General features: G+C 50.2%; 20 protein-coding genes and 2 tRNA genes. 4 read left to right on the top strand and 18 right to left on the bottom strand.

Annotation, left to right across the window (positions count from 1 at the left end; translation table 11 throughout):
* The first annotated feature begins 21 nt into the window (after positions 1 to 21).
* The gene (locus JL719_RS08190) at positions 22 to 2,097 is read left to right on the top strand and encodes a sulfatase family protein (protein ID WP_084153330.1); all 2,076 of its coding nucleotides are present in this window, start codon (positions 22 to 24) and stop codon (positions 2,095 to 2,097) included.
* A gap of 54 nt (positions 2,098 to 2,151) precedes the next feature.
* Here JL719_RS08190 and JL719_RS08185 read toward each other — a convergent pair whose 3' ends face one another.
* From JL719_RS08185 to JL719_RS08160, 6 genes are all read right to left on the bottom strand, one after another.
* A complete protein-coding gene (locus tag JL719_RS08185) occupies positions 2,152 to 3,156 on the bottom strand; it encodes an NAD-dependent epimerase (RefSeq protein ID WP_033157384.1) in 1,005 nt (334 codons plus the stop codon).
* A 2-nt stretch (positions 3,157 to 3,158) separates the two neighbouring features.
* Entirely contained in the window at positions 3,159 to 4,430 is a 1,272-nt protein-coding gene (tviB, locus tag JL719_RS08180) for a Vi polysaccharide biosynthesis UDP-N-acetylglucosamine C-6 dehydrogenase TviB (protein WP_033157383.1), read from the bottom strand.
* A gap of 45 nt (positions 4,431 to 4,475) precedes the next feature.
* On the bottom strand, positions 4,476 to 5,081 hold the full coding sequence (locus JL719_RS08175) for a TetR/AcrR family transcriptional regulator (protein WP_033157382.1): 606 nt from the start codon (positions 5,079 to 5,081) through the stop codon (positions 4,476 to 4,478).
* Between the two features lie 63 nt (positions 5,082 to 5,144).
* Entirely contained in the window at positions 5,145 to 5,705 is a 561-nt protein-coding gene (gene pgsA / locus JL719_RS08170) for a CDP-diacylglycerol--glycerol-3-phosphate 3-phosphatidyltransferase (protein WP_033157381.1), read from the bottom strand.
* Entirely contained in the window at positions 5,695 to 7,524 is a 1,830-nt protein-coding gene (uvrC, locus tag JL719_RS08165) for an excinuclease ABC subunit UvrC (RefSeq protein ID WP_033157380.1), read from the bottom strand. The genes pgsA and uvrC overlap by 11 nt, the downstream gene beginning before the upstream one ends.
* A 1-nt stretch (position 7,525) precedes the next feature.
* Positions 7,526 to 8,104, bottom strand: coding sequence for a uracil-DNA glycosylase (locus tag JL719_RS08160; RefSeq protein WP_505187731.1), 579 nt, complete (start codon positions 8,102 to 8,104; stop codon positions 7,526 to 7,528).
* A 477-nt stretch (positions 8,105 to 8,581) separates the two neighbouring features.
* Here JL719_RS08160 and JL719_RS08155 point away from each other — a divergent pair, with 477 nt between their 5' ends.
* Entirely contained in the window at positions 8,582 to 9,649 is a 1,068-nt protein-coding gene (locus tag JL719_RS08155) for an OmpA family protein (protein WP_033157378.1), read from the top strand.
* An 86-nt stretch (positions 9,650 to 9,735) separates the two neighbouring features.
* Here the strand turns inward: JL719_RS08155 and JL719_RS08150 are convergent, their stop codons facing one another.
* The 11 genes from JL719_RS08150 to JL719_RS08100 all read right to left on the bottom strand — a co-directional run bounded on the left by JL719_RS08150 (position 9,736) and on the right by JL719_RS08100 (position 22,023).
* Positions 9,736 to 10,695, bottom strand: coding sequence for a GNAT family N-acetyltransferase (locus JL719_RS08150; RefSeq protein ID WP_033157377.1), 960 nt, complete (start codon positions 10,693 to 10,695; stop codon positions 9,736 to 9,738).
* Between the two features lie 122 nt (positions 10,696 to 10,817).
* Entirely contained in the window at positions 10,818 to 12,470 is a 1,653-nt protein-coding gene (locus JL719_RS08145; protein ID WP_033157376.1) for an alpha-keto acid decarboxylase family protein, read from the bottom strand.
* A 248-nt stretch (positions 12,471 to 12,718) separates the two neighbouring features.
* Positions 12,719 to 14,797 (bottom strand): polyribonucleotide nucleotidyltransferase, encoded by a 2,079-nt coding sequence (gene pnp, locus JL719_RS08140; RefSeq protein ID WP_033157375.1) that lies wholly within the window; start codon positions 14,795 to 14,797, stop codon positions 12,719 to 12,721.
* An 83-nt stretch (positions 14,798 to 14,880) separates the two neighbouring features.
* Positions 14,881 to 15,150, bottom strand: coding sequence for a 30S ribosomal protein S15 (rpsO, locus tag JL719_RS08135; RefSeq protein ID WP_033157374.1), 270 nt, complete (start codon positions 15,148 to 15,150; stop codon positions 14,881 to 14,883).
* 109 nt (positions 15,151 to 15,259) lie between these two features.
* Positions 15,260 to 16,177 (bottom strand): tRNA pseudouridine(55) synthase TruB, encoded by a 918-nt coding sequence (gene truB / locus JL719_RS08130; protein ID WP_033157373.1) that lies wholly within the window; start codon positions 16,175 to 16,177, stop codon positions 15,260 to 15,262.
* Positions 16,177 to 16,593 (bottom strand): 30S ribosome-binding factor RbfA, encoded by a 417-nt coding sequence (rbfA, locus tag JL719_RS08125; RefSeq protein ID WP_033157372.1) that lies wholly within the window; start codon positions 16,591 to 16,593, stop codon positions 16,177 to 16,179. The genes truB and rbfA overlap by 1 nt, the downstream gene beginning before the upstream one ends.
* Before the next feature lie 3 nt (positions 16,594 to 16,596).
* Positions 16,597 to 19,305 carry a translation initiation factor IF-2 gene (infB, locus tag JL719_RS08120; RefSeq protein WP_033157371.1) on the bottom strand — a complete coding sequence of 903 codons (2,709 nt, stop codon included), beginning with the start codon at positions 19,303 to 19,305 and terminating at the stop codon, positions 16,597 to 16,599.
* 14 nt (positions 19,306 to 19,319) lie between these two features.
* Positions 19,320 to 20,831, bottom strand: a complete 1,512-nt coding sequence (gene nusA / locus JL719_RS08115) for a transcription termination factor NusA (protein WP_033157370.1) — start codon at positions 20,829 to 20,831, stop codon at positions 19,320 to 19,322.
* Entirely contained in the window at positions 20,821 to 21,306 is a 486-nt protein-coding gene (rimP, locus tag JL719_RS08110; RefSeq protein ID WP_033157369.1) for a ribosome maturation factor RimP, read from the bottom strand. Before rimP ends, nusA begins: the two co-directional genes overlap by 11 nt.
* A 542-nt stretch (positions 21,307 to 21,848) precedes the next feature.
* Positions 21,849 to 21,924, bottom strand: a tRNA-Phe gene (locus JL719_RS08105).
* A 23-nt stretch (positions 21,925 to 21,947) separates the two neighbouring features.
* Positions 21,948 to 22,023 (bottom strand) — tRNA-Phe (locus JL719_RS08100).
* Positions 22,024 to 22,215: 192 nt separating this feature from the next.
* Between JL719_RS08100 and JL719_RS08095 the strand changes: the two genes are divergently transcribed.
* Both JL719_RS08095 and dhaK read left to right on the top strand, forming a co-directional pair.
* Positions 22,216 to 23,037, top strand: a complete 822-nt coding sequence (locus JL719_RS08095; protein WP_033157368.1) for an HAD-IIA family hydrolase — start codon at positions 22,216 to 22,218, stop codon at positions 23,035 to 23,037.
* 33 nt (positions 23,038 to 23,070) lie between these two features.
* Positions 23,071 to 24,057 carry a dihydroxyacetone kinase subunit DhaK gene (gene dhaK, locus JL719_RS08090; RefSeq protein WP_033157367.1) on the top strand — a complete coding sequence of 329 codons (987 nt, stop codon included), beginning with the start codon at positions 23,071 to 23,073 and terminating at the stop codon, positions 24,055 to 24,057.
* A gap of 13 nt (positions 24,058 to 24,070) precedes the next feature.
* On the opposite strand, the gene dhaL is transcribed toward dhaK, so the two are convergent.
* Positions 24,071 to 24,718 (bottom strand): dihydroxyacetone kinase subunit DhaL, encoded by a 648-nt coding sequence (gene dhaL, locus JL719_RS08085; RefSeq protein WP_033157470.1) that lies wholly within the window; start codon positions 24,716 to 24,718, stop codon positions 24,071 to 24,073.
* Between the last annotated feature and the right edge of the window lie 72 nt (positions 24,719 to 24,790).

Genomic DNA, 24,790 nt, shown 5'->3' with positions numbered 1-24,790 from the left:
ATCCAATCGAATAAAATAGAGATGGAAAAAATACTGGTGTCCCTCTACTGCTCATCTGCTGCCGCACTGCTTTTTACTATTACATTAATAATACTTACCTTACACAACTATTCCCGTACCGGACCCGGCATCCAAAAAGAAATAGAAAAAAAATTTGGGTATTATGTGGTTTTCGCCTTAACCAGGTTAGCCGCTTGGTTATTTGTCATATTTTTTCTGACATCCTTACCCGGTTCTATTGCAGCTTATTCACTATCAAAGCTTACTACATTGATAGAATTTAATTTCATCACAGGCTTAAGCTGCTGCTTAATATCAACCACGCTAATTACTACCTACTTTTTTTTACACCAACTCCTGTATACACCTGGCACCATTCAATTATCTTTCCAGTATAGATTTTCCAGATTATTTGTTATATGGAAGATATTATCTCCGAAAATAATAAGCGGCATAAAGTTTTCATTAATTTCATTACTGTCTGTAACATCGGTAATCGCTCTATTTTTAGCTATCGAAGAAAATAATACGCCGCTAGTGCTCTATATAATAGCTTTGGCTGGTTTATATGCTTACATCTATTACGCAACGATAGTTAACGAACCAGCTGTCGTTAAAGCATCGTCTCAAACAAAACCCAATGTGATTATGATAGGTTCCGATACATTGCGCCATGACAGACTAGGCGGCAGCAACTATCACAGAAACCTCACCCCCAACATTGATAAATTAAGCGCGAACGGCTTACGACTCGATAAATGCATAACCCCTGTCGCCAGAACGGCACCAAGTATTGCGTCCCTATTTACCGGATTATGGCCGCATAACCATAAAATTCGCGATAATTATCCATCCTTGGCAGACTGTAAACTACCGCAACCGTCTTTGATCGACATATTAAACGAACACGGTTACTTGACTGCATGCATCTCCGATTGGTGCGGAGCCGATTTCGCAAAATTAAGTTTTAACTTCAAGGAAATCTCGGTCGCTGAAGATCAATGGAATATCAAACTACTACTAAGACAAGGGCCGTCTTTAATCCGAAACGTATTATCGCTTTTCACCAATAACGCATTAGGAAAACGCTTCTTACCCGAGTTCTATTATCTGGCCGGCGTACCCTTGATCCGAAGCTTAAGTCGCGAATGCCGCCAATTAATTGCCCATTCGGCGAAAAACTCGCAGCCTTTTTTTATTAATTTGTTCACTTCGGCCACGCACGTCCCTTTCAATTCGGAGTATCCCTATTACAACTTATTTACCCCAAAAGACTATAAAGGTGAGTCACGGTTTATTATGACCAGACTCGCCTCGGCGGAAGAAATTATCAAAAAACAGGAAAAAACCTCGGAGTTTTTCGACATCCCGCAAATTATTAATTTATATGACAGCTGCGTCAAACAATTCGACGATGAAGTGGGGAAAATAATAGACTATATTGAAAAGTCGGATTTATCCGATAATACCATCGTCATCATATATAGCGATCATGGTGCGGATTTTTTTGAAACGGGATGCTGGGGCCAGGGCAATACCTTGGTAGGAAACGACCCCAGCGGCAGAATTCCATTGGTGATGAAAGGCCCAGGAGTGCCTGGTGGCGTAAACTTTAAGCCGACCACCCGCTCCATTGACGTCATGCCAACTTTGTTAGATTTGTTGAATATACCTATTCCAACAACGCTCGACGGTGTTAATTTGATTCCTTATGTGAAAGCACAGACATCGCCGGAGCTTTTTGCTTTTCAAGAAACAGGGATTTGGCTAGGAAAGATACCTGGCTTACATCCTGAACAAATTTTATATCCCAATATTGTTGAATTACTGGATATTCCTGATAAAAAATCCGGCACACTGGTCGTCAACGAAAAACATTATCCCACGGTTATCCGCGCGAAAAGCCGTTCCGTACAGAATGAAAAGTGGAAACTAATATATATAGCGACTTATACAAAACCTGTGTATCAGCTATACGACTTAGAAAACGATCCATATCGGGATGTAATAGAGTCTCATCCCGATATATTCGCGGAGCTTAAAAAGCTATTGGATAGCCACATCGAGAGTGACCCTTTATTTGAATCTGCTAATTAAAATACAAAGCTGTTGCACAGTTTAAAACTGCGCAATCGGGGTATCAAAAATTATTCACTGATAATACTGAAGATACCAAGCAACAAACCGTTCAATCCCCTGCTCGATAGTCGTGTTTGGTTTATAACCAACATCCGCTACCAAGGCCTCTACGTCGGCGAACGTATCCGGGACATCACCAGGCTGCAAGGGCAATAAATTTTTCTCGGCAGTTTTACCGAGAAAACGTTCCAAGGTTTCGATATAAGACAGCAGTTCTACCGGATTCTGGTTACCAATGTTATAAACCCGCCAAGGTGCTCTACTGGTGCCTGGATCGGGTTTTTCTCCACTCCAGTCCGGATTCGGCGAAGCGTTATGATCCATGGTCCGAATCACGCCCTCAACGATGTCGTCTATATAAGTGAAATCGCGGCGGTGCTTACCGTAGTTGAATACATTGATTTTCTCGCCATTCAAAATCGCTTTGGTAAATAAAAACAACGCCATGTCTGGGCGACCCCACGGCCCATACACAGTAAAAAAGCGCAAACCTGTGGTAGGCAATTGATACAAGTTGCTGTAGGTGTGCGCCATCAGCTCATTGGCTTTTTTTGACGCGGCGTACAAGCTCAAGGGATGATCGACATTGTCATGCACGGAGAACGGCATGGATTCGTTGGCACCGTAAACCGAACTGCTTGAGGCATATACCAAGTGCTCCACCTGATTATGCCGGCAACCCTCCAAGATATTGATGAAACCGACAATATTACTATCGATATAGGCATGCGGATTCTCGATGGAATAGCGCACACCGGCCTGAGCCGCCAGATTAACCACTTTTTGCGGCTGGTGCTTTTTGAATAGTGCATCCATACCGGCTCTATCGGCAATATCCAGCCTGACATCGGTATAGCCGGCAAAATCCTTGATCCGATCCAAGCGACTCAATTTCAGGTTAACATCGTAATAGTCGTTGAGATTATCGACACCAATAACTTCGTCACCACGCTCCAACAATCTCAGCGCCAAATGATTGCCTATAAAACCGGCCGTGCCGGTCACCAGAATCTTCATTCTTAAAGCCTTGCGTCTGTTTGATCCGTAGGAAACAAGTATTTCAGGTCATACACAATGGCTTGCGGCGTACCTAAAGCTCTGACGTCTGAAATCGCCATTTTTCTGAACTCGTCATGGGCCACAGCCAGAATAATCGCGTCGTATTTTCCTGCTACCGGTTTAGCGACCGGCGTTATACCGTATTCGTGTTTCGCTTCCTCAGCATTAACCCAGGGGTCGTAGACCTCGACATTGACGCCATAAGTCTTCAATTCGGCAATGATGTCTACCACCCGAGTGTTACGAATGTCCGGACAGTTTTCTTTAAAGGTCAAGCCCATGATCAACACATTAGCTTCCTGGACATGCACACGCTTCTTCAGCATCAACTTTACCAATTGCGACACAACATATACCCCCATGCCATCGTTGATTCGACGGCCAGAGAGTATCACTTCCGGGTTGTAGCCTATCGCTTGAGCTTTATGGGTTAAGTAGTAGGGATCCACACCGATACAGTGTCCACCCACCAAACCTGGGCGAAACGGCAGGAAATTCCATTTAGTTCCCGCTGCCAGCAATACTTCTTCAGTATCTATTCCGAGTTTGTTAAAGATCAAAGCCAATTCGTTGATTAAAGCGATGTTGACGTCGCGCTGAGTATTTTCAATGACTTTAGCAGCCTCGGCGACTTTGATGCTGCTGGCTTTGTGCGTACCCGCAGTAATGATGCTTTTATATAAAGCATCTACTTTTTCGGCTATTTCGGGCGTAGAGCCCGAAGTAACCTTCAGAATGTTGGTTACGCGGTGTTGTTTATCGCCGGGATTAATGCGCTCAGGGCTATAACCGACATAAAAATCCCGGTTAAACGTTAAACCCGACACTTTCTCCAGAATCGGTACGCACACCTCTTCGGTTGCGCCCGGGTAAACAGTGGATTCGTAAATGACGATATCGCCGGACTTTATTACCTTACCCAACAAATCGCTGGCTTTTTGCAGCGGCGTCAAATCAGGTTGTTTATGTTCGTTGATTGGCGTGGGGACTGTGACTATATAAACCGAACAATCGGCTATATCTTGTAAATCTGCGCTGTAAGTCAGTAACTTGGCGTCGGCGAGTTCTTCTTCACTAACCTCCAGAGTATGGTCGCGACCTGCGCGTAATTCCTGAATTCGATGCTGGTTAATATCGAAACCTACGGTTTGATATTTTCGTCCAAACTCGACAGCTAGCGGCAACCCCACGTAACCAAGCCCAATCATACCGATTTTAATGTTATCTAACATCTAGTAAATCCTCCTCCGCCCCGCTCTGAGTTTTAATGACTTGAATTACTTTTTAACTATACAGCCCCATGCCGTCAGCCAAGCTTGTGCCTGATAGCTTTCCGCCGTTTTCGGCAAGTTGCCGCTCAACACCATCGCCAAGGTATGATTGATAATGCCGAAGAAATAAGTGTAGGCCAATAAGGGATCCAGCGCCTTCATCTCGCCGTCTTTGACGCCATTCTGAAAAATCCGTTTTATTTTAATAAACGCGGGCGTTTCCAGCAGGGGCTTAGGTTCCGCCAAAAACTCTTCGCTTTTAACAAATAATAAGAACTCAACGATTTCCGGAGCATCATCGGTTAATTTGAAGAGTAAATCGACTATTTCCCGCAATTGTTCGGCAGCTTTTCGATTCCGGCGGCGAATATCATCAATCGATATGCTCAGGCTATCCAGAATATTTTCGTACAAGGTTTGCGCGATGGCTTGCTTGGTTTTGAAATACTGACTAATGCCGGTACTGGTTGTTATACCTGCTGCATCTTTGATATCGGTTAATGAGGTATTGAAATATCCCTTTTTGGCAAACAGCTTTAAAGCAGCCTGCAACACTTCATCCTGACTGATGGCTTTATTCGGTTTATTTTCTAATTCTAATTCTTGTTCCATGCTCTTATATACAGCTTTACCTGCTGTTTACTCTCTGTTGTGGCAGTATCGATACTGCTTTTATTATTCGTTGATGGTGGAGAACGCCGCGACAAGGTAATTAACCATAGACCATAAGGTTAAAATCGCCGACAAGTATAACAACCAGTAACCCATGGTATTGATAGGCAGGCCTAATAAATCATCCCTATAAAGCAACAAACTCACTGCCGTCATTTGCGCTGTGGTTTTCCATTTTCCCAATTGCGAAACCTTGACCTTGGCACGCTGACCAATCTCAGCCATCCATTCTCTCAGCGACGCAATCGCAATTTCCCTACCGATAATGATAGCCGCCGGCACCGCGAGATAAGGATTGCCTTGAGCCTGCACCACCAATACCAGAACAAACGCCACCATCAATTTATCAGCCACCGGATCCAGGAATGCACCAAAAGCGGTTTGCATATTCATTTTTCTGGCCAGATAACCGTCAAGCCAATCGGTGAAACCGGCAACCAGAAAAATTGCGGTACAGGCCAGATTGGAATATTGCCACGGCAAATAAAACACGATGGCCAATAAGGGAATCAAGGCGATCCGCAACAGGGTTAAATAGGTCGGAATGGTAAATCTAATGGCCATCTTGATGGTGAAATGTATCGTAAATTCGCTGCGCTAATTGTCGGCTAATGCCATCTATACTGGCTAAAGCATCCACACCCGCGCTGGACACACCCTGTAACCCGCCAAACTGTTTCAGCAAAACCTGTCGTCTTTTAGGCCCCAGTCCGGCAATATCTTCCAGTACCGATTGTTTGTTAACCTTACCGCGTCGCTGCCTGTGTCCCGTAATCGCGAAACGATGAGCTTCATCGCGAATCTGTTGAATCAATAGCAAGGCGGAAGCCCCCGGCGTCACATCCAAGGGCTGCCGATTACCGACCAGAATGATTTTCTCCATGCCGGCTTTGCGATCAGGACCTTTAGCAACACCGACTATCATAACATCGTTTATCTCCAATTCAGCCAAAGCCTTTTCCGCCTCAGCGACCTGGCCTTTGCCGCCGTCTATTAAAAGGATGTCCGGCGCCGGATGCTCGCCATTCTTCAAGCGGCTGAAGCGTCTAAAAACCGCCTGATGAATCGCCGCATAGTCATCGCCGGCAGTAATACCATCGATATTAAAGCGTCGATAGTCGGATTTCACTGGCCCTTCTCTGTCAAACACCACGCAAGACGCCACGGTCTGTTCCCCTTGGGTATGACTAATATCAAAACACTCCAGACGAGTGGGGGTGATATCGCAGCCCAATTCCTGCTGCAAACTGATAAAGCGCCCTTGCAAACCCTGTCGATCAGCCAGCCTAGCGTTAAGCGCACTGTCGGCATTGGTGATAGCCATTTGCAACCACTTCATCCGTTCGCCGCGCACATTATTGGCAATCGCTACCGCATGTTTGGCCTGTTCGGCCAATACTTCGGCCACCAAAGCCGCTTCGGGCAAGGCATGACTGACGATCAATTCGTGAGGTACGGTTTTGTCCAAATAATATTGGGCGATGAAAGCCTGCAAGATTTCCTCGGGCTGATTTTCATCGTCGACTTTCGGAAAAAACTGCCGGTTGCCCAAATGCTGACCGTTGCGGATAAAAAATACCTGCACACAGGCCGCACCGTTTTTAGCCGCGCACGCCAAAATATCCACATCGCCTTTTTCCCCTTCCACACAATGTTTTTCCAATACAGCGCGCAAGCGGGCGATTTGATCACGATAGGCGGCGGCTTGCTCGAACTCCAATTGCGCGGCCGCGGCTTCCATCTTAACTACCAACCGATCAATTAATAAGCCACCCTGTCCCTCCAAAAATAGAATCGTATTTTCCACATCGGTGGCATATTGCTCTTTGCTGACCAGTCCCACGCAAGGTGCAGTGCAACGCTCTATTTGATGTTGCAGGCAAGGCCGGGATCGGGCGCTGTAATAGGAATCTTCGCATTGCCGCACCGGGAAAATTTTTTGCAATAACTTCAAGGTTTCCTTTACCGCACTGGCGCTGGGATACGGCCCGAAATACCTGCCCCGCCGCTTCTTGGCGCCGCGATGAAAGGTCAGTTGCGGAAAATCGTGGAAACTGGAGATGAACACATAGGGATAGGACTTGTCATCGCGCAAGCTGATGTTGTAGCGCGGCTTGTGGCGTTTGATCTGCTGGCTTTCTAATAGTAAGGCTTCCCCCTCCGTGTGGGTCACGGTTACCTCTATACCGGCGACCTTGGCTACCATGGCCTGCTGTTTGGGCGAAGCATTTTGAGTTCTGAAATAGCTGGAAACCCGATTTTTCAGATTCTTGGCTTTGCCTATGTAGATGATCTCGCCTTTCTCGTCCAACATCTTGTAAATGCCGGGACGCTGGGTTAGCGTCTTCAAAAAGGCTTTGGCGTCAAATTCGCCCGGTTGCATTTCAGTCACCGGCAGATAGCAAGTTTTGAATGCTTACAAACACCGCCGCCAGCATCTCCATACTCAAGCGCTTGGTCTGCACATTGTAACGGCTGCAATGGTAAGAACTGACCAGCGTGTTGCCGTCCGGCAATTCAAAACTTACATGATGAGCAAACTTAGCCGCACTACTCTTCAACCCATATGCTCGCAATACCGCCTGATGGGCAATATTACCCAAAGCCAAAATCACCGAATGTTTCGGTAGGGTTTTAATTTCGGCCGCCAGATAAGGGTTACATTGCTTAATTTCGTCACCGGTGGGCTTGTTTTGTGGCGGCAAACATTTCACGGCGTTGGTAATCCGACAATTGCTCAGCTGCAAACCATCGGCCAAATTCGTCGATGCCAATTGATTGCTATAACCAAAATCATACAAAGCCTGATACAGCAACAGACCGGCATAGTCGCCGGTAAACGGTCTGCCGGTGGCGTTCGCGCCGTGCATACCCGGTGCCAAGCCAACAACCAGCAAGTGCGCTTGCGGATCGCCGAACGGAGCCACCGGCAAGGCGTGATAAGCAGGATATTTCGCCTTCACTTCACAGAGAAATTCGCTTAACCGCGGGCATGCTCGGCAGTCTTGCTTGAAATAGGATGAATAAGTCATAAAACGATAAACACTCAAATTGGCGGAATTTTACCTGAGCCCCAGATTTCTTGCGTCGCTCGCTTTGCTTATTAACTTGCGTATCTACAACATCCTTACTTCCGTCTTCGCCGGAATAACCTTATCCGGAGAGAATAAACGACGGCTTGACCGCAAGCGGTCCTAGCCCGGACTTTCCAAATTCCCATAACCCAAGCCCGGAAACAGCCGACTGGAATACCGCAAATACTGGCACCGGATAAACCTAAACGTTTGCTAATAGCCAAAATTGTGGTATTTTTACAACATGCTTAGCAAAATCTGCAATTCCCTTTGATTTTTAAAGCCTATTTTTCTAACCATGGCTTTATTACTCCCTCTCAAAAGCAACGAATTATCTATTTTTTACAAATAACAAAAGGAGTCTTTATGTTGAAGAAAAGTTTACTGGCAATCGCCATGATGGCGGCGCTCGATTCCGTGTCGACGGCACAAGCCGACGAGTTCCTTGACGACAGATGGTACGCGGCGCCCTTCGGCACTTTCGTGCAACCGGGCGGTGATCGTAATGCGCATAGCGGTTGGGGCGGCGGTTTGGGCCTGGGTAAGATCATCAACGAACATCTGAATATTGAGATCAGAGGTTTGTACCAAAACCTGGAAGGCGCTAAAAGCAATGGCAACTGGGATTTGACCGGCGGTACTGTCGACGCGCAGTATTATTTGTTTAGAGATAAATTCTCGCCTTATGCCGTAATCGGCGTGGGTGGCATCAATAGCACCCACAATGGCGACAGCGGCGCGGGCTTCATCGGCGAAGCGGGTGCGGGTTTTACTTATGAATTGCATGACAACTTCCTGATTCGCAGCGACGTCCGTTATCGTTACAACAACAACTTCAACGCAAAACTACAACCCGGCACCGAAGAATTTCATGACATGACGGTTAATCTGGGTTTCGTGGTCCCGTTCGGCGAAAAACCTAAAGCAGTTGTCGCAAAAGCCGAACCAACCCCGCCGCCCACCCCAGTACCGGCTCCAGCAAAACTGGATTGCTCAAAAATGGATGACGACAAAGACGGCGTAAATAACTGCGTTGATAAATGTCCGACTACATTACCGGGCGTTGAAGTCAGCATTTACGGCTGCTGGATCGTTGATGTTAAGTTCGATAACGACAAAGACGTGATCAAACCGCAGTATTTCCCAAAACTGGATAAAGTCGTTGACCGCATCAAACAGTATCCTGACATGGCGTTTGAAGTTCAAGGCCATACCAGCAATACCGGTTCGTACAAACACAACCTGGACTTGTCGGAGCGCCGGGCATTGGCGGTTAAGAAATACCTGACCAAAGGCAGCCACTCTCCCAATATCACTTCACACGGTTATAGCTGGGATAGGCCAATCGATACCAACGAAACCGAAGAAGGCCGCGCCAATAACCGCCGAGTACAGCTGGAAGTGGATGGTAAAGCCCAACAGACATTGAAATAGTCAGCGAACCTGGTTAAGTCAATTGATTCAGCACAAAAACCCGCCGTTAGGCGGGTTTTTTATATGCGCACGAAGAAGATCAAAAATTACAAACTCAATGCCCTAAATTCCGCGCAAGCACTTGAACGCTGCCAGACCCGCTCAAACTCTTCACGCAATGGCCGATGACGTGCCGGCAAATTAGGACTCCAATGCCCATCGTAGCGATTACCCAGCAAGCGAAATAAATAGCCGTCGCTATCGTTGATGATAAAAGCAGAAGGATATTGCAAATCTTCAGCTTCATCGGGCACACGAATCAAAAAATATGACGGTAAGCGCTGAGCTAATTCCACGATAGGATGAACCTGATGACGCAGGCTGGCTGGTTCCTGAATGATAATCTGCACACTGGCGTTACGATTGCCGAGAGTAAATTGTTTCAGAGCCTCGACAAGGTCTTTTTGTCCATATAAAGCAAAGTCCAGATCCCTGCTGTAGATACAAATCTGCCGACGAGCCGCCATCACCAATTGCCGGGTAGCGGTTAAGGTCGATTCGACAGTCTCCAGGCGGACAGCGTCAACAGAAACTTCTCGGGTCTGGAGCACGGATCGCAACGTTTGTTCAAGCGGCTGCAATATAAGCCTGATAGCCTGATGCGGAATGCCGGCTTCAGCAAACCCTTCGCCTTCCGCGACAAAACCGAATTTTTGGTAGAACCCCAATGCGCTAAGTTGCGCGTTGGCGGTAATAGTAGTCAGCCCCAAGTTACGCGCTTTGTCGATTGCTGCACGCAACAAAGATTCACCAACACCTTGTCCGCGCCATTCGAGTAGAACCGCCATTCGTCCAAGCTTGCCCTCCGGCGAAAGTCGACACGTAGCGATTGGCCGATAATCCGCATCCCGCACTAAAAAATGATGGCAGTCCGCATCAAGTTTGTCGAACTCCACTTCTAACGGTATTTGCTGTTCGACAACGAACACCAAATTTCGCACATAACATATGTCCTCAAAATCAACGGCGTAGCTGGCTGGCTCGAGATAACAGTTGGCAATTTGCATAGCGCGACGGATGAGTAGTAAGTGAGTGAATGAGTTTAGATGCACTCTGCTGAAAATTCGACACGGCAAGCCGATTGTATTACCTACCGGCGGATCGGATGGCAGAGAACACCAGCCTCGCTTCAGACCTCTCTTTTGATTTTCGACTGCAAATGCTCGGCAAGACGCTTCATCGCTTCCGACGAATCGTTGGCTGCCAGATGGACATTAATGATACTGGGCATGCTTTGGTTATTCAGGGCATTGAACAGAGCCTCTTCAAATTCAGCTTCCGTTCGCGCATCGTAGCCGGCTAAAGGCCCAAATAGCTCTCCCAAACGATCAAAACGCCATGGATTAATATCGTTGAATGGACCTTCAAGGATACAACGCTCCGTACTGTAACCGTCGTTGTTAAATACCACTACGATAGGATTCAATCCCAAGCGGGCATGAGTCGACAGCTCGGTGCCGGTCATTTGAAACGCCCCATCGCCGACTAAAATCAATGCCCGCCGATCCGGACGCGCAATTTGCGCACCTAACGCAGCCGGCACAGCAAAACCCATCGTGGTGTAAAAAGCCGACGCCAAAAATTCGCTTTGCTCGTGGACGCGCAAATCGATAGCTGCGAACAGGCAATCGCCGACATCACACACCACGATCATGTCGTTACTTAACGCACTATTCAGCCGCTCGACTAGTCTGGCAGTGGTGATTGGCCGGTCCGATTCCGGAAAAGCATGGTTTTTTAACGGTTCCGGAATGGATACGCAACTGGTTCCGGAGGTATTAACCGAGCCGGCTAAAGCCCCGAGAAAATCTTCCAAGGCAATGCCTGGATAACGATGCGCGCTGATTACCACCTCGTTCAACGCCGCGCGGATGGTCGAGTGGGAATTGAGTTTTGCCGTGTAGATGCCGGTATCGATCTCGTTCAAGGTTACACCCAACATCAACAGCAAATCGGACTTTTCGACTCTGTCTCGCACGGACTCCGAACTCATCGCACCTTCGTAAATCCCTAGATACGCCGGATGCCGTTCAGACATCACCGATTTACCGGTTAGCGTGGCGACCACGGGCAAACCGGTACGCTCCACGAAATCCGCCAAAGCGCTTTGCAGCCCGCGTCGATGCAACTCAACACCCGCCACGATCATCGGCGACTTCGCTTTGGATAATAACGCCATGGTTTCGGCAAGCGCTTCGGATAGAGCAGCTTGGTCACTGGTAAACTGTTCTACTGACTCAGTCGGCATGGGATAGCCTTCCGCCATTACCAAGTCGCGGGGAAGCTCAATGTATACCGGCTTGCAAAAACGGCGCGCGGCTTCGATAGCATGGTCGATTTGCCGAAAGGCGATCACCGGGTCGTTTAGCACCACCGACGCGCAGCTAATCCGTTCGAAAATTTCCCGCTGAAAAGTAAACGGCCCAAATCGATGGTGAATCAACGGATCGTCTTTCTGCTCGCCAACGCCGGGCGCGCCACTGATCAGTACCACCGGCGAGGATTCCGCATAAGCGCCGGCAATCGCATTCACTGTGTTTAAGGCACCAACGCCGTATGTCACCGCCAACGCGCCCATGCCCGCGCAACGCGCATAACCGTCGGCCGCGAAGGCTGCGGAATCTTCTCGGGTGGTGCCGATATGCCGAACCTGACTTTTTATCATCAGATCATAAAACCCCAACACATAGTCGCCAGGCACGCCAAAGATGTCTTTTACACCGGCTTGATATAGGCGCTTGAGGAGGTATTGTCCAATCGTATCGAATTTGGCAGTGCTCATAGCGCTTTGTGACCTCCGAATAGAATTAAACTGTGAGCACTGATTCGTAAAAGACCCATATTGCTCAACCGTTTTAACAGGACGATTAAGAGTCAATACTGCTGAGCCCCGCCTAAAAAGTCAACAGACATTCATAGTCCCCGGTAATTACGATTCAAAGGCATCACAAGCGCGGCGACATAAGATTCTGAGTTTCAGCCACAAAAAAAGGGCCTTACGGCCCTTTTCGTTGCAAAGTCGAACCGAACTTATTCGCTATCGACTTCTTTCATGCTCAAGCGTACGCGGCCTTGACGGTCGATTTCCAGTACTTTGACTTTAACGACATCGCCTTCCGACAGTTTGTCGCTGACTTTTTCCACACGTTCGTCGGAGATTTGCGAAATATGCACCAAACCGTCCTTGCCCGGCAGAATGGTCACGAACGCACCGAAGTCCATCAAACGCACCACTTTGCCTTCGTAGGTTTTGCCCACTTCGACTTCGGCGGTGATTTCCTCGATCATGCGTCTGGCTTCTTCGCCCGCCGCTCTATCGACAGACGCTACATTGACCACGCCGTCGTCGGTCAAATCAATGCTGGCGCCAGTGGCTTCGGTAATGGCGCGAATAGTCACGCCACCTTTACCGATGACTTCGCGGATTTTAGCCGGATCGATTTTGAAGGTGATAATGCGCGGAGCAAAGTCTGACATTTCGGAACGTGTGCTGGACAAGGCTTTGTTCATCTCACCCAAAATGTGCAGACGGCCTTGTTTGGCTTGTTCCAGCGCAACTTTCATGATTTCGGCGGTGATACCGTCGATCTTGATGTCCATTTGCAACGCGGTGACGCCGTTCTCGGAACCGGCCACTTTAAAGTCCATATCGCCCAAGTGGTCTTCGTCGCCCAGGATGTCGGACAATACTGCAAATTGATCGCCTTCCTTGATCAGACCCATCGCGATACCGGCTACTGGGGCTTTGATCGGCACGCCGGCGTCCATCAAGGCCAAGCTGCTACCGCAGACAGACGCCATGGAGCTGGAACCGTTGGATTCGGTGATTTCCGATACGACGCGCAGGACGTAAGGGAACTCGCCCATGTTCGGCAACACCGATTGCACGCCGCGCTTGGCCAAACGGCCGTGGCCGATTTCACGGCGCTTCGGCGAGCCTGTGCGGCCGGTTTCGCCAACGCTGAACGGTGGGAAGTTGTAATGGAACAGGAAAGTATCTTTATATTCGCCGGCCAGGGCATCGATGATTTGCGCGTCGCGCTCGGTGCCCAAGGTCGCAACAACCAAGGCTTGGGTTTCGCCGCGAGTGAACAGCGCCGAACCGTGGGTTCTGGGTAGCACGCCGGTACGGATCGTGATTGGCCGAACAGTGGTCAGGTCGCGGCCGTCGATACGTTTGCGGTCGTTCAGAATCGCACCGCGCACAACATTGTATTCCAAGGTTTCGATAACGTTGCGGATGTCTTTTTCGCCGTAAAGATCTTCGGCGGTCAATTTTTCGACGACGGCGCTACGGATTGCACTCAGGGTGTCCTGTCTGGCCAGTTTTTCCGGAATTTGATAGGCCGATTTGATTTGCGCTTCGGCTTCAGCGGCAACAGCGGCTTTCAAGGCTTCGTTATCCGCAGGTGCTGTCCAGGTTATTGCCGGTGCAGCTGCTTCCGCAGCAAATTCATTGATCGCATTGATCGCAACCTGCATTTGCTCGTGGCCGAACAATACCGCGCCCAGCATCACGTCTTCCGGTAGCACATCGGCCTCGGACTCTACCATCAATACGGCTTTGGAGGTACCGGCAACCATCAGGCGCAAACGCGACTCCTTCAGTTGCGGCAACGTGGGGTTCAGCACATATTGGCCATCGATATAGCCGATGGTTGCGGCGCCCAGCGGGCCATTAAACGGCAAACCGGACACCGCCAACGCAGCGGACGCACCAATGATGGCCGGCGCTTCGGTATCGATTTCCGGATTCAAGGACAGCACGGTGGCAATGATTTGGACTTCGTTAGTGAAGCCTTCGGGAAACAACGGACGGATCGGACGGTCGATCAGGCGCGAGATCAGCGTTTCGTTTTCGCTTGGGCGGCCTTCGCGTTTGAAAAAGCCGCCAGGAATTTTACCCGCGGCAAAGGCTTTTTCCTGATAATCCACCGTCAGCGGGAAAAAGTCGCCACCGCTGCTTTCTTTTTTGCCGACCACGGTCACCAACAGAGTGGTACCTTCGACATCAATGATTACCGCGCCGTTGGCTTGGCGGGCAATTTCGCCGGTTTCTAAGGTGACGAGACGATCGCCGTACTGAAATTGTTTCCTGATAGGATTCACTATAAGGTTCCTTTGTTTAAAGGTTATGCTAAAAATTTGCCTTAAAGCAGAAACGGCGCCCGATGCGCCGTTTCCAGTTTGTGCTACTTACGAATGCCCAAACGTTCGATCAACGAACGATAACGAGCCACATCTGTGTCTTTCAGGTAATCCAGCAATTTACGGCGTTGGTTTACCATGCGCAGCAAGCCGCGGCGCGAGTGGTTGTCTTTTTTATGGGTCGCAAAATGCGGAGTCAGTTGGTTAATGTTGGCGGTCAACAAAGCAACTTGGACTTCGGTTGAACCTGTATCGGTATCCGACAAACGGTATTCTTCAACAATGGTTTTTTTTTGTTCTGCGGTTAATGACATTCTTAATCCCTATCGATTAATTTTGATTGAATAAAGGCCATCGTTCGATGACCGTGTAGCCGCTATCTCCACAATAGGGTGTAGAAATTTTGCGGTTTTTCCCGGAAAATCAAGTTGTTTGATCTTCCAAATGAAATAGTTTTTTCGGCGCTAGTTTACCATCCAATAGAATTTCTCCCAACCCCAAAAAGGCCTGCGGCGAGTATATTCTGACCTGGCCGGCCATACCGCCGTTAAAGGCTATGCGCTGACCAAGCTTGATTTTTTCGGCCTGCTCAGCGGACAAAGATACATCCGGGATGGCTTCCAGGGGTACATCCAGCGCGATCAAGGTGTTTTGCAATTGCGCAAAATCCATCGCCTGCAACTGCTGCAAGGTATGAGCCTGATCAAGATCGAACATGCCCGCCTTGGTTCTGCGTAACGCGGTTACCGTACCGCAGTTCCCCAGCCAGTGACCGATATCCTCGGCCAGCGAACGGATATAAGTACCCTTCGAGCAAAACACATCCAGCGTCAATTGTCCTACTTCGGCATCGAAATTTAACAACTGCAATTCATAAATAGTGATCGCTCTGGGCTGCCGTTCTACGGTTTTACCTTCCCTCGCCAACTCGTACAACTTCTTGCCTTGATGCTTGAGCGCCGAATACATCGGCGGCACCTGCTCAATCGGGCCAGTGAAGTGCTGCAAACAAGCTTGTATGCGCGCGCCATCCAGTGCCGGCACGGGCATTTCGGCGACGATTTTGCCTTCGCTATCGCCGGTATCGGTCATCACGCCCAACTGCACGGTTACCTGATAACGTTTATCGTCATCCAGCATCAAGGCCGACACCTTGGTCGCCTCGCCAAAACATAAGGGCAACAAGCCGGTCGCTAGAGGATCCAGCGCGCCAGTATGCCCGGCCTTGTTGGCATTAAATAATCGCCTGACTTCCTGCAAGGCCTGATTGGAGGACGCACCCAAACGTTTGTCGAGCAGCACGATGCCATGCACATCGCGCCCGGACTTACGTTTTGCCATTAATCGTCCTGCTGTGGTTTATCGGTCCCTGCTTGCGGTGCAGCACCAGCGTCCTTAACTTCTTCGTGATGCAAATCGCCAAGTAACTCGGCAACGCGCATACCGGTATCGAAGGAATGGTCGTAGTAAAAGTGCAGCTCGGAGATATGTCGCAAACGCATGCGCCTGGCTAACTCATGACGGATGAACGGCGAGATTTCGTTCAACACCTTCACGTTCGCACGCTTAGCAGCGTCATCCTGAGCATCCAAAACCGTCACGTAGATCTTGGCAACGGCCAGATCCTTGGACAACTCGACATCGTTTATCGTCACGAAGCCTAGGCGGCTGTCGTCCACATCGCGTTGAAGTATTGACGCCAACTCTTTTTGCATTTCCGATGCCACCCGCTGACTGCGGCCGAACTCTCTCGCCATAACCTAGATTTCCCGTCTGACTTCGATGCGTTCAAACACTTCGATCTGATCGCCGTTTTGCACGTCGTTGTAGTTTTTCACGCCGATACCGCATTCCATGCCCATTTTCACTTCATTGACATCGTCTTTGAAGCGGCGCAAGGATTCCAATTGACCTTCGTAAATCACCACGTTGTTGCGCAAAACGCGGATCGGCAGATTGCGTTTGACGAAACCGTCGATGACCATACAACCCGCCACCGCGCCGAATTTCGGCGAACGGAATACGTCGCGCACCTCGGCCAAGCCGACGATTTTTTCCTGAATTTCCGGCGCCAACATCCCGCTGATCGCCCGTTTCACTTCGTCGATCGCTTCGTAAATGATGCTGTAATAATGCAGATCAATGTCTTTTTCTTCGATCAATTTCCGGGCTACCGCATCGGCACGCACGTTGAAACCGATCAGAATCGCACTGGACGCTAGAGCTAAGTTGGCGTCACCCTCGTTGATACCGCCGACACCGCCGAAAATGCATTTAACTTGCACTTCTTCGGTGGACAAACCAACCAAAGATTCTCGTAAGGCTTCCAAACTGCCTTGAACATCGGTTTTGATAACGACGTTAAGCGTGGAGGTTTCACCGGCGGACATCCTGGAGAACACATCGTCCAATTTCGACGCATGCTGAGCGGCGTGACGGTTGGAGCGTTTACGATCTTCCCGATGAGCAGCCAGTTCGCGAGCGACACGTTCGTTTTGCACCACCAGAAATTCGTCGCCGGCGTCCGGAGTACCGGACAAGCCAAGAATTTCTACCGGCATACTAGGTCCGGCGGACTTAATAGCGTGGGCGTTTTCGTCGAACATCGCCCGTATCCGGCCATACTCGTGCCCGCAGAGGACGAACTCGCCTTTGCTCAAGGTACCTTTCTGAATCAAGATGGTGGCAACCGCACCGCGGCCTCTATCCAGACGCGATTCGATACAGATACCGGAAGCGATCCCATCCACCGGTGCTTTCAATTCCAACACTTCAGCTTGCACGATCAGCGCTTCAATCAATTCGTCGATACCGGTACCGACTTTCGCCGAAACCTTCAGGAATTGCACATCGCCACCCCACTCTTCCGGCACCACATTCAGCGTGGCCAGTTCTTGCATGACGCGATCAGGATTCGCTTCCGGTTTATCGATTTTGTTCAAGGCCACGATGATCGGCACGTTCGCAGCACGCGCATGATCGATGGCTTCCTTGGTTTGCGGCATGACGCCGTCGTCGGCGGCAACCACCACAATCACGATGTCGGTCACTTCCGCACCACGCGCCCGCATCGCGGTAAACGCGGCATGGCCCGGAGTATCTAAGAAAGTTACCGCGCCGTGGTCGGTTTTAACCTGGTAAGCACCGATGTGCTGGGTAATCCCGCCCGCTTCGCCGGCAGCGACCCGGGTTTTGCGGATGTAATCCAGCAAAGAAGTTTTACCGTGGTCAACGTGACCCATGATGGTGACGATGGGCGCGCGCAGTTGAACTTTACGTTCGTCGCTGTCACCTTGCACCTCGGCCAGCATTTCCTGCTCAAAGTCATCTTCGCTCTGCATGATGGCTTTGTGGCCCATTTCCTCAACCAAAATCACCGCCGTTTCTTGATCGATGGTTTGATTGATAGTGGACATGATGCCTAGCTTCATCAAATGCTTGATGACTTCGGCAGCCTTGATGTTCATTTTTGCAGCCAAATCCGAAACCACGATGGTTTCCGGAATGGTTACGTCATAGACAGTCGGCGCAACCGGCTTTTCGAACTTGTGTCGGGCCTGATTGACATCGATCTCGAATTCTGGCTTTTCCCGACGCGAAGGCGCCTTGCCTTTTTTGCCTTTGCCACCGCGACGCGCGGCATCGCCGCCGCCACCGATATCCCCATCGGTAGCCGGGCCGCGAGTGGGCTTGAATTCGGCTTTTTTCTTATGCAGCGTGGTTTGTTGCTGCTTGGCTTCGGCTTTTTGTTTGACTTTTTCCGCGGTTCTTTGCACCGCAGCTTCCAACCTTTCTTTCTTTTCTTTTTCCAGACGCTGCTCTTCAGTCATCTCCGGCGCGGCACTCGGGGCGGGCGCTTCGACCTTAGCAAGCACTTCAGGCTGAGCTTCAGCAACAACCGGCAACTCCTCAGTCACCTGCTGCTCTGCCGCAATCGGTTCTGCGGTTGCCGTCACAACCGGCACGGACACCTCAACCGGCTGAGCAATTTCCGCACTGACTACTTGCTCTTCCTGTACAGATTGAGCAGCCTTCTGCTCATGCAAGTGCTTACGCTTTTCTTCTTCGATAGCTTGTTGCCGTCTCTGTTCGTCCAAAGCTTGTTTGGCTAATTCGGCCTGTCTTAGCTCGTCGTTAACAGAGGACGCATCGCTGCGCTTGATATAAGTCTTTTGCTTGCGCACCTCGACACTGACGGTTTTCACAGCTGTACCCGGCGGTGAGGATTGTCTTAATTCGGTTTTGGTGCTGCGTTTCAAGGTAATGCGTTTGGGGGCGGCGGCTTCTTGATCGGCGTCCGACTTGCCGTGGCGCTTGCGCAAGTGCGCGAGTAATTTGACTTTCTCTTCATCGTTTATCACATCGTCGGGCGCGCTGGCGGTCAAGCCGGCTTCCTTCAATTGTTCTATAAAACGCTCCAAAGGGATGCCAACAACCTCTGCCAATTCCTGTACTGTTTTATCGCTCATAGTATCCTCCTGCCTCAGCCCTTATCCTCTGCGAACCAAGATTCGCGGGCTTTCATGATTAGTTTACCAGCACGCTCCTCGGTCATGCCGGTAAATTCGATAATGTCGTCTATCGCCTGCTCCGCCAAATCGTCCAAGGTCACAATGCCCTTGGCCGCCATTTGGTGCGCCAACTCTTCGTCCATGCCTTCCATCGCCATCAATTCCTCGCTAGGCACGGCGGTTTCAATTTTTTCTTCGGATGCGATAGCACTGATTAACAAAGCATCCTTGGCGCGAGTACGCAAAGCTTCCACCAACTCTTCGTCGAAACCCTCTATTTCCAGCATTTCGTCGACGGGGATGTACGCAATTTCCTCGATGTTATTCAATCCTACATCAACCAAAATGCTGGCGATTTCTTCATCGACATCCAACAACTCCATGAACTGCTGTTTGGATTTGGCTGCAGCTTCGTCGTGGTTTTTATCTACTTGCGCAGCATCTTGAATGTTTAATTCCCAACCGGTCAATTCGGTAGCCAGACGCACGTTTTGGCCGCCACGACCGATGGCTTGCGACAAACTGTCGGTAGCCACCGCCACGTCCATGCTGTGCTTATCTTCATCGACCACGATCGATTGAATTTCGGCCGGCGACATGGCATTAATCACGAATTGCGCGTCGTTGCTGTTCCATAAAATAATATCGACCCGCTCGCCCGCCAATTCATTAGAGATGGCTTGAACCCTGGAGCCACGCATACCGACACAAGCACCAACGGGGTCCAGGCGCGGATCGTTGGCTCTGACGGCGATTTTTGCGCGGGACCCGGGATCCCGAGCCGCTGCCAAAATATCAATCAAACCTTCACCGACTTCCGGCACTTCCAATCGAAACAGCGCAATCAATAATTCCGGCGCGGTGCGGCTAACAAACAATTGCGGACCGCGTGGTTCGGACCGGACGGCTTTCAAATAGCCGCGCACCCGGTCACCCATTCTGACCGGCTCTTTCGGGATCATATCTTCGCGAGCGATGTACGCTTCCACGTGGCCACCCAAATCCAGGTAAACACTGCCTTTCTCCAAGCGTTTGACGACGCCGGTGACCAACTCGCCAACCCGATCCTGATAGGCTTCGACAATTTTCTTACGCTCGGCTTCGCGCACTTTCTGAATAATAACTTGCTTGGCAGTTTGCGCGGCAATCCGGCAAAAATCGACCGATTCGATCTCTTCTTCCACATAGTCGCCAACTTGAATATTGGGATTATCGAATTGCGCAACTTCCAGCAACACCTGCCAGCCCGGATGCTCGACGTCACCATTGATTTCCGGATTAGCATCGACCACCAGCCAACGCCGATAAGTCAGATAGTCGCCGGTATGACGATCAATGGCCACCCGGGCTTTGATCGGATTTTCGTAACGCTTGACAGTCGCCGCTTCCAAAGCGGATTCAATGGCCTGAAAGATAATTTCCTTGTCTATTTCTTTTTCGTTAGCAAAAACATCTGCCACCAATAAAATTTCTTTATTTGCCACTGCGACCTCCTTTATTGATTATGTAATCCGGCACCAAGCGTGCCTTGCTCATTGCCTGAAACGGGATTTTTAACAACTGCTCACCATCCTGTAGCAGAATGGCATCGTCTTCGACCATCTTGATCTGGCCGGTAATTTTGCGGCGTTTATCGATGGGCTTGAATAAGCTCACCAGCACAGTGCTCCCCAAAAAACGTTGAAACTGGCTGAGTTTGAAAAACGGCCGATCCGCACCCGGCGAGGATACTTCCAGATGGTATTCACCTTGAATCGGATCTTCGACATCCAGCACCCCGCTAATCTGGTGGCTAACCTTGGTGCAATCGTCCAGCAATATCCCATTGTCGCTGTCGATATAAATGCGCAACATGCCGTGTGTTGGATGCGGGTTGTACTCTATCCCCACACACTCATAGCCAAGACCTTCCACAATTGGCTCGATCAATTCCACCAAATGTTCAGGAGCCTGTTTCATTAACGCCTCACCTTTTCAAACCCAAAAAAAAAGAGCCTCAGGCTCTTCCATAAACAACCAAAACCCGTGGGCTTCGCGTTTTTCGAAAGCCCACAAAAGAAAAAACCCCTGAAAGGGGCTTTCTTAGCAAAACCACGCCTGAAACAGCATTGAGGAGAACTCACTCGTTTATCGAGACAATAATCTCAAAAAACCACGCTTATCAGGAAACAATTTACCGCCTCGAAAACTGCGGCGAAAAATTAAAAACCGAATTATAACCATATCTTTCAAGGATGTAAATCGACATTCCACGCCACCCTACAAGTACTTGGCTAAATCCTGAAACCTGCACTCTCGACAGAATTGTATTCACACCGAAATTTACAAGGATGACACAGGAGACAGAGCCCACAGGCTCGCTCACCATCGAAATCGCCCAAAGGTATGGCATTGAACCGAGCCGCTATTCGTCAGCTACTTACCGACTGAAACAAAGAAAATCTTGGATTTGAGAGACTCTAGCCGATCAAACGCTATTGCGAGGGGAATATTTGTTCAGGTGGTGCCCAGGGACAGAATCGAACTGTCGACACGAGGATTTTCAGTCCTCTGCTCTACCGACTGAGCTACCTGGGCAGCGACTTAACCTAAAACCAGAATGGTGCCCAGGGACAGAATCGAACTGTCGACACGAGGATTTTCAGTCCTCTGCTCTACCGACTGAGCTACCTGGGCGTCAAGAGCCGCGCATTAAACTAGGTTACAAACAATTAGTCAAGGAAAATACCACCAATCCCGGCTAACTGGACAGCAGGCGGTGATGTATGCAATTCTTCCGCACCGCAAATTCCTGACATTTTTAGCGCCAAATATCAGACTTTGCAGACACAAACCCCATTTAAACAACCCAAGCAACCGAGACCGTTTATGCAAGCTTTCACCGACATCCGCGCCCTAATCATAGACATGGATGGCGTACTTTGGCACGGCGACCGAGCTCAAGCAGGACTTGTTGAGTTTTTTCAGACCTTACGCGACCTAGAGTTGCCTTTCATCCTGGCTACCAATAACGCCAGCCTGACAGCGGAACAGTATGTCGATAAGCTGGCAAAAATGGGTGTAACGGTAACGTTGAATGAGATTCTGACTTCGGGCATGGCCACAGCGCTATATTTGTCCGAACGCTACGATCCTCAGACTACTCGCGTATTTGTAATCGGCGGCATTGGTGCCCGCCAGCCTCTATTGGATTTGGGATTTAAACTTACCGGAATTTACGAGACCGAGCCCGAACAGCGCGCGCATCTGGTTGTTTGCGGCATGGACAGAGAATTAAGCTGGGACAAACTGGCCACCGCCACTCTGAATCTACGAGCCGGCGCGCACTTCATCGGCACCAACGGCGACCTTTCGCTACCGACCGAACGCGGCGAAACCCACGGCAACGGCGCCATTCTGGCAGGCTTGACAGCTTCCACCGGCATCAAACCAATGATTATCGGCAAGCCGGAGCCTATCATTTACCGACAAGCATTGAGCCTGCTAAATGTCGACCCAGCCTATACTGTCGCCATCGGCGACCGGCTGGATACCGACATTCTCGGCGCAGTGCGCACCGGTATCCGCAGCCTGATGGTACTCAGCGGCGTATCCACCGAACAAGACGTCGCTGCAGCGGATTTCGGTCCAACCTGGATTATGCCGGACATACGCGACATCACCGAAAGCTTGCGCCACAGCAAACTCTAAGCTCATTCCACACCCTAACAGCGGAGGCGAATCATGAAAAAATTTATCGACAGCCCGGACACCTTACTGCAAACCAGCCTGCAGGGCTTTGCCAAAGCCCATGCCGACATCGTGCAATTCAATCCTGAGCCGCGATTTGTATATCGCAACGTGCGTAAAACCGGCAAAGTCGCGCTGATTTCCGGCGGCGGCTCAGGCCATGAACCGCTGCACAGCGGCTTCGTAGGTGTCGGCATGCTGGATGCCGCCTGCCCTGGCCAAGTGTTCACCTCGCCAACCCCGGACCAGATGCTGGCCGCGGCGCAAGCCATGGACGGCGGCGCTGGCGCGTTATTCATCGTTAAAAATTACGCTGGCGATGTCATGAATTTTGAAATGGCCGCCGAGATGCTGGACCTGCCCAACGCCAGCATTTTGATTGACGACGATATTTCCTTACCCAAAACCCACAGCATAGGCCGTAGAGGTGTGGCCGGCACCACCATCGTCGAGAAAATCGTCGGCGCCGCCGCCGAATCCGGCGCTGACTTAGCCACCTGCAAGGCACTGGGCGAACGGGTCAATCAAGCAACCGCTTCGATGGGTGTCGCCTTGACCAGTTGTACGGTGCCGGCCTTGGGCCATCCAACTTTTGCTATTGCCGACGACGAAATCGAGTTAGGTGTCGGCATCCACGGCGAACGCGGCCGCGAGACAAAGAAGCTGGTGAGCGCCAGCGAAATTGTCGACCAATTAGCCGGACATATTTTCGACGAATTGCAACCGGCCGCCGGTCAAGCCGTGTTGCTGCATGTGAACGGCTTCGGCGCCACACCATTGATAGAGCTACATTTGATTTACGAATTGGCCTGGCAATATTTCAGCGAACGCGGCGTGATCGTCCAGCGCTCTCTGGTAGGCAACTTTACTACGTCACTGGATATGGCAGGTTGTTCGCTAACGCTGACGCTGCTGGACGAAGAAATGCTGGGTTTTTGGGATGCGCCGGTGAATACCGCTGCGTTGCGCTGGGGTTGTTGAAGCAAGCAACAATCTAAGCGGCTTGCGCCTGGGCGTTTTTCAACACCTCGGCAATCGCCGCGATCATCAACTGCGCAGTCTTGGCACCGGCATCGATATGGCCCTTGCTGCGCTCGCCCAGAAACGAGGCTCGGCCCTTGGTGGCCAGCATGTCCCGAGTCGCTTCCACGCCTTCTGCCGCCACCAGGCTTAGGCTATCCAGAATCTCGGCCAGCGGCTTACCCGCAGCCGCATGCTCCCGCAACTCCTTGGCGACCGGCCCTAGCACATCCAGCATAGTCTTCTCACCAACATCAGACTTGCCGCGTTGCTTCACAGCCTCGACTGCCTGCAAAAATGCATCAGAAAACCCAGCAAGATCGATAAGCTTGTCCTTAGCATTCTTTGCCAGCGCGATAAACAAAGTCGCGTACAAAGATCCGGACGCACCACCGACAGCAGCCATCACCGTCATACCAATTTTCTGCCACGCAGCAACCCAGTCGAGTGTCGCTATCTCGCCGGCATGCTCGCGTAAGGCCTGCAAACCACGCTGTAAATTAAACACATGGTCGCCGTCGCCTATCGCTTGATCCAGTTCGGTTACTTCTTCGGCATGCGCATCAATGGTCTCAATCAACGCTTGAATCAATTCCGGAAACAAAGATGGGGTCAATGACATGCCGCCTCCGCGCAACAAAACAATAAGTTTGCTGAGCATAGCTAAAACGCCCTATTACTGTCCAGCCATACA

It is taken from the genome of Methylomonas sp. LW13, from assembly GCF_016865255.1.
Taxonomy (GTDB): Bacteria; Pseudomonadota; Gammaproteobacteria; order Methylococcales; family Methylomonadaceae; genus Methylomonas.
This window is presented reverse-complemented; position numbering and strand designations above follow the sequence as displayed.

Coding starts and splice junctions, on each gene's coding strand:
- JL719_RS08190 (WP_084153330.1), top strand. CDS start 22: ATGGAAAAAATACTGGTGTCCCTCTACTGCTCATCTGCTGCCGCACTG.
- JL719_RS08185 (WP_033157384.1), bottom strand. CDS start 3,156: ATGAAGATTCTGGTGACCGGCACGGCCGGTTTTATAGGCAATCATTTG.
- tviB (WP_033157383.1), bottom strand. CDS start 4,430: ATGTTAGATAACATTAAAATCGGTATGATTGGGCTTGGTTACGTGGGG.
- JL719_RS08175 (WP_033157382.1), bottom strand. CDS start 5,081: ATGGAACAAGAATTAGAATTAGAAAATAAACCGAATAAAGCCATCAGT.
- pgsA (WP_033157381.1), bottom strand. CDS start 5,705: ATGGCCATTAGATTTACCATTCCGACCTATTTAACCCTGTTGCGGATC.
- uvrC (WP_033157380.1), bottom strand. CDS start 7,524: ATGCAACCGGGCGAATTTGACGCCAAAGCCTTTTTGAAGACGCTAACC.
- JL719_RS08155 (WP_033157378.1), top strand. CDS start 8,582: ATGTTGAAGAAAAGTTTACTGGCAATCGCCATGATGGCGGCGCTCGAT.
- JL719_RS08150 (WP_033157377.1), bottom strand. CDS start 10,695: ATGCAAATTGCCAACTGTTATCTCGAGCCAGCCAGCTACGCCGTTGAT.
- JL719_RS08145 (WP_033157376.1), bottom strand. CDS start 12,470: ATGAGCACTGCCAAATTCGATACGATTGGACAATACCTCCTCAAGCGC.
- rpsO (WP_033157374.1), bottom strand. CDS start 15,150: ATGTCATTAACCGCAGAACAAAAAAAAACCATTGTTGAAGAATACCGT.
- truB (WP_033157373.1), bottom strand. CDS start 16,177: ATGGCAAAACGTAAGTCCGGGCGCGATGTGCATGGCATCGTGCTGCTC.
- rbfA (WP_033157372.1), bottom strand. CDS start 16,593: ATGGCGAGAGAGTTCGGCCGCAGTCAGCGGGTGGCATCGGAAATGCAA.
- infB (WP_033157371.1), bottom strand. CDS start 19,305: ATGAGCGATAAAACAGTACAGGAATTGGCAGAGGTTGTTGGCATCCCT.
- rimP (WP_033157369.1), bottom strand. CDS start 21,306: ATGAAACAGGCTCCTGAACATTTGGTGGAATTGATCGAGCCAATTGTG.
- JL719_RS08095 (WP_033157368.1), top strand. CDS start 22,216: ATGCAAGCTTTCACCGACATCCGCGCCCTAATCATAGACATGGATGGC.
- dhaK (WP_033157367.1), top strand. CDS start 23,071: ATGAAAAAATTTATCGACAGCCCGGACACCTTACTGCAAACCAGCCTG.
- dhaL (WP_033157470.1), bottom strand. CDS start 24,718: ATGTCATTGACCCCATCTTTGTTTCCGGAATTGATTCAAGCGTTGATT.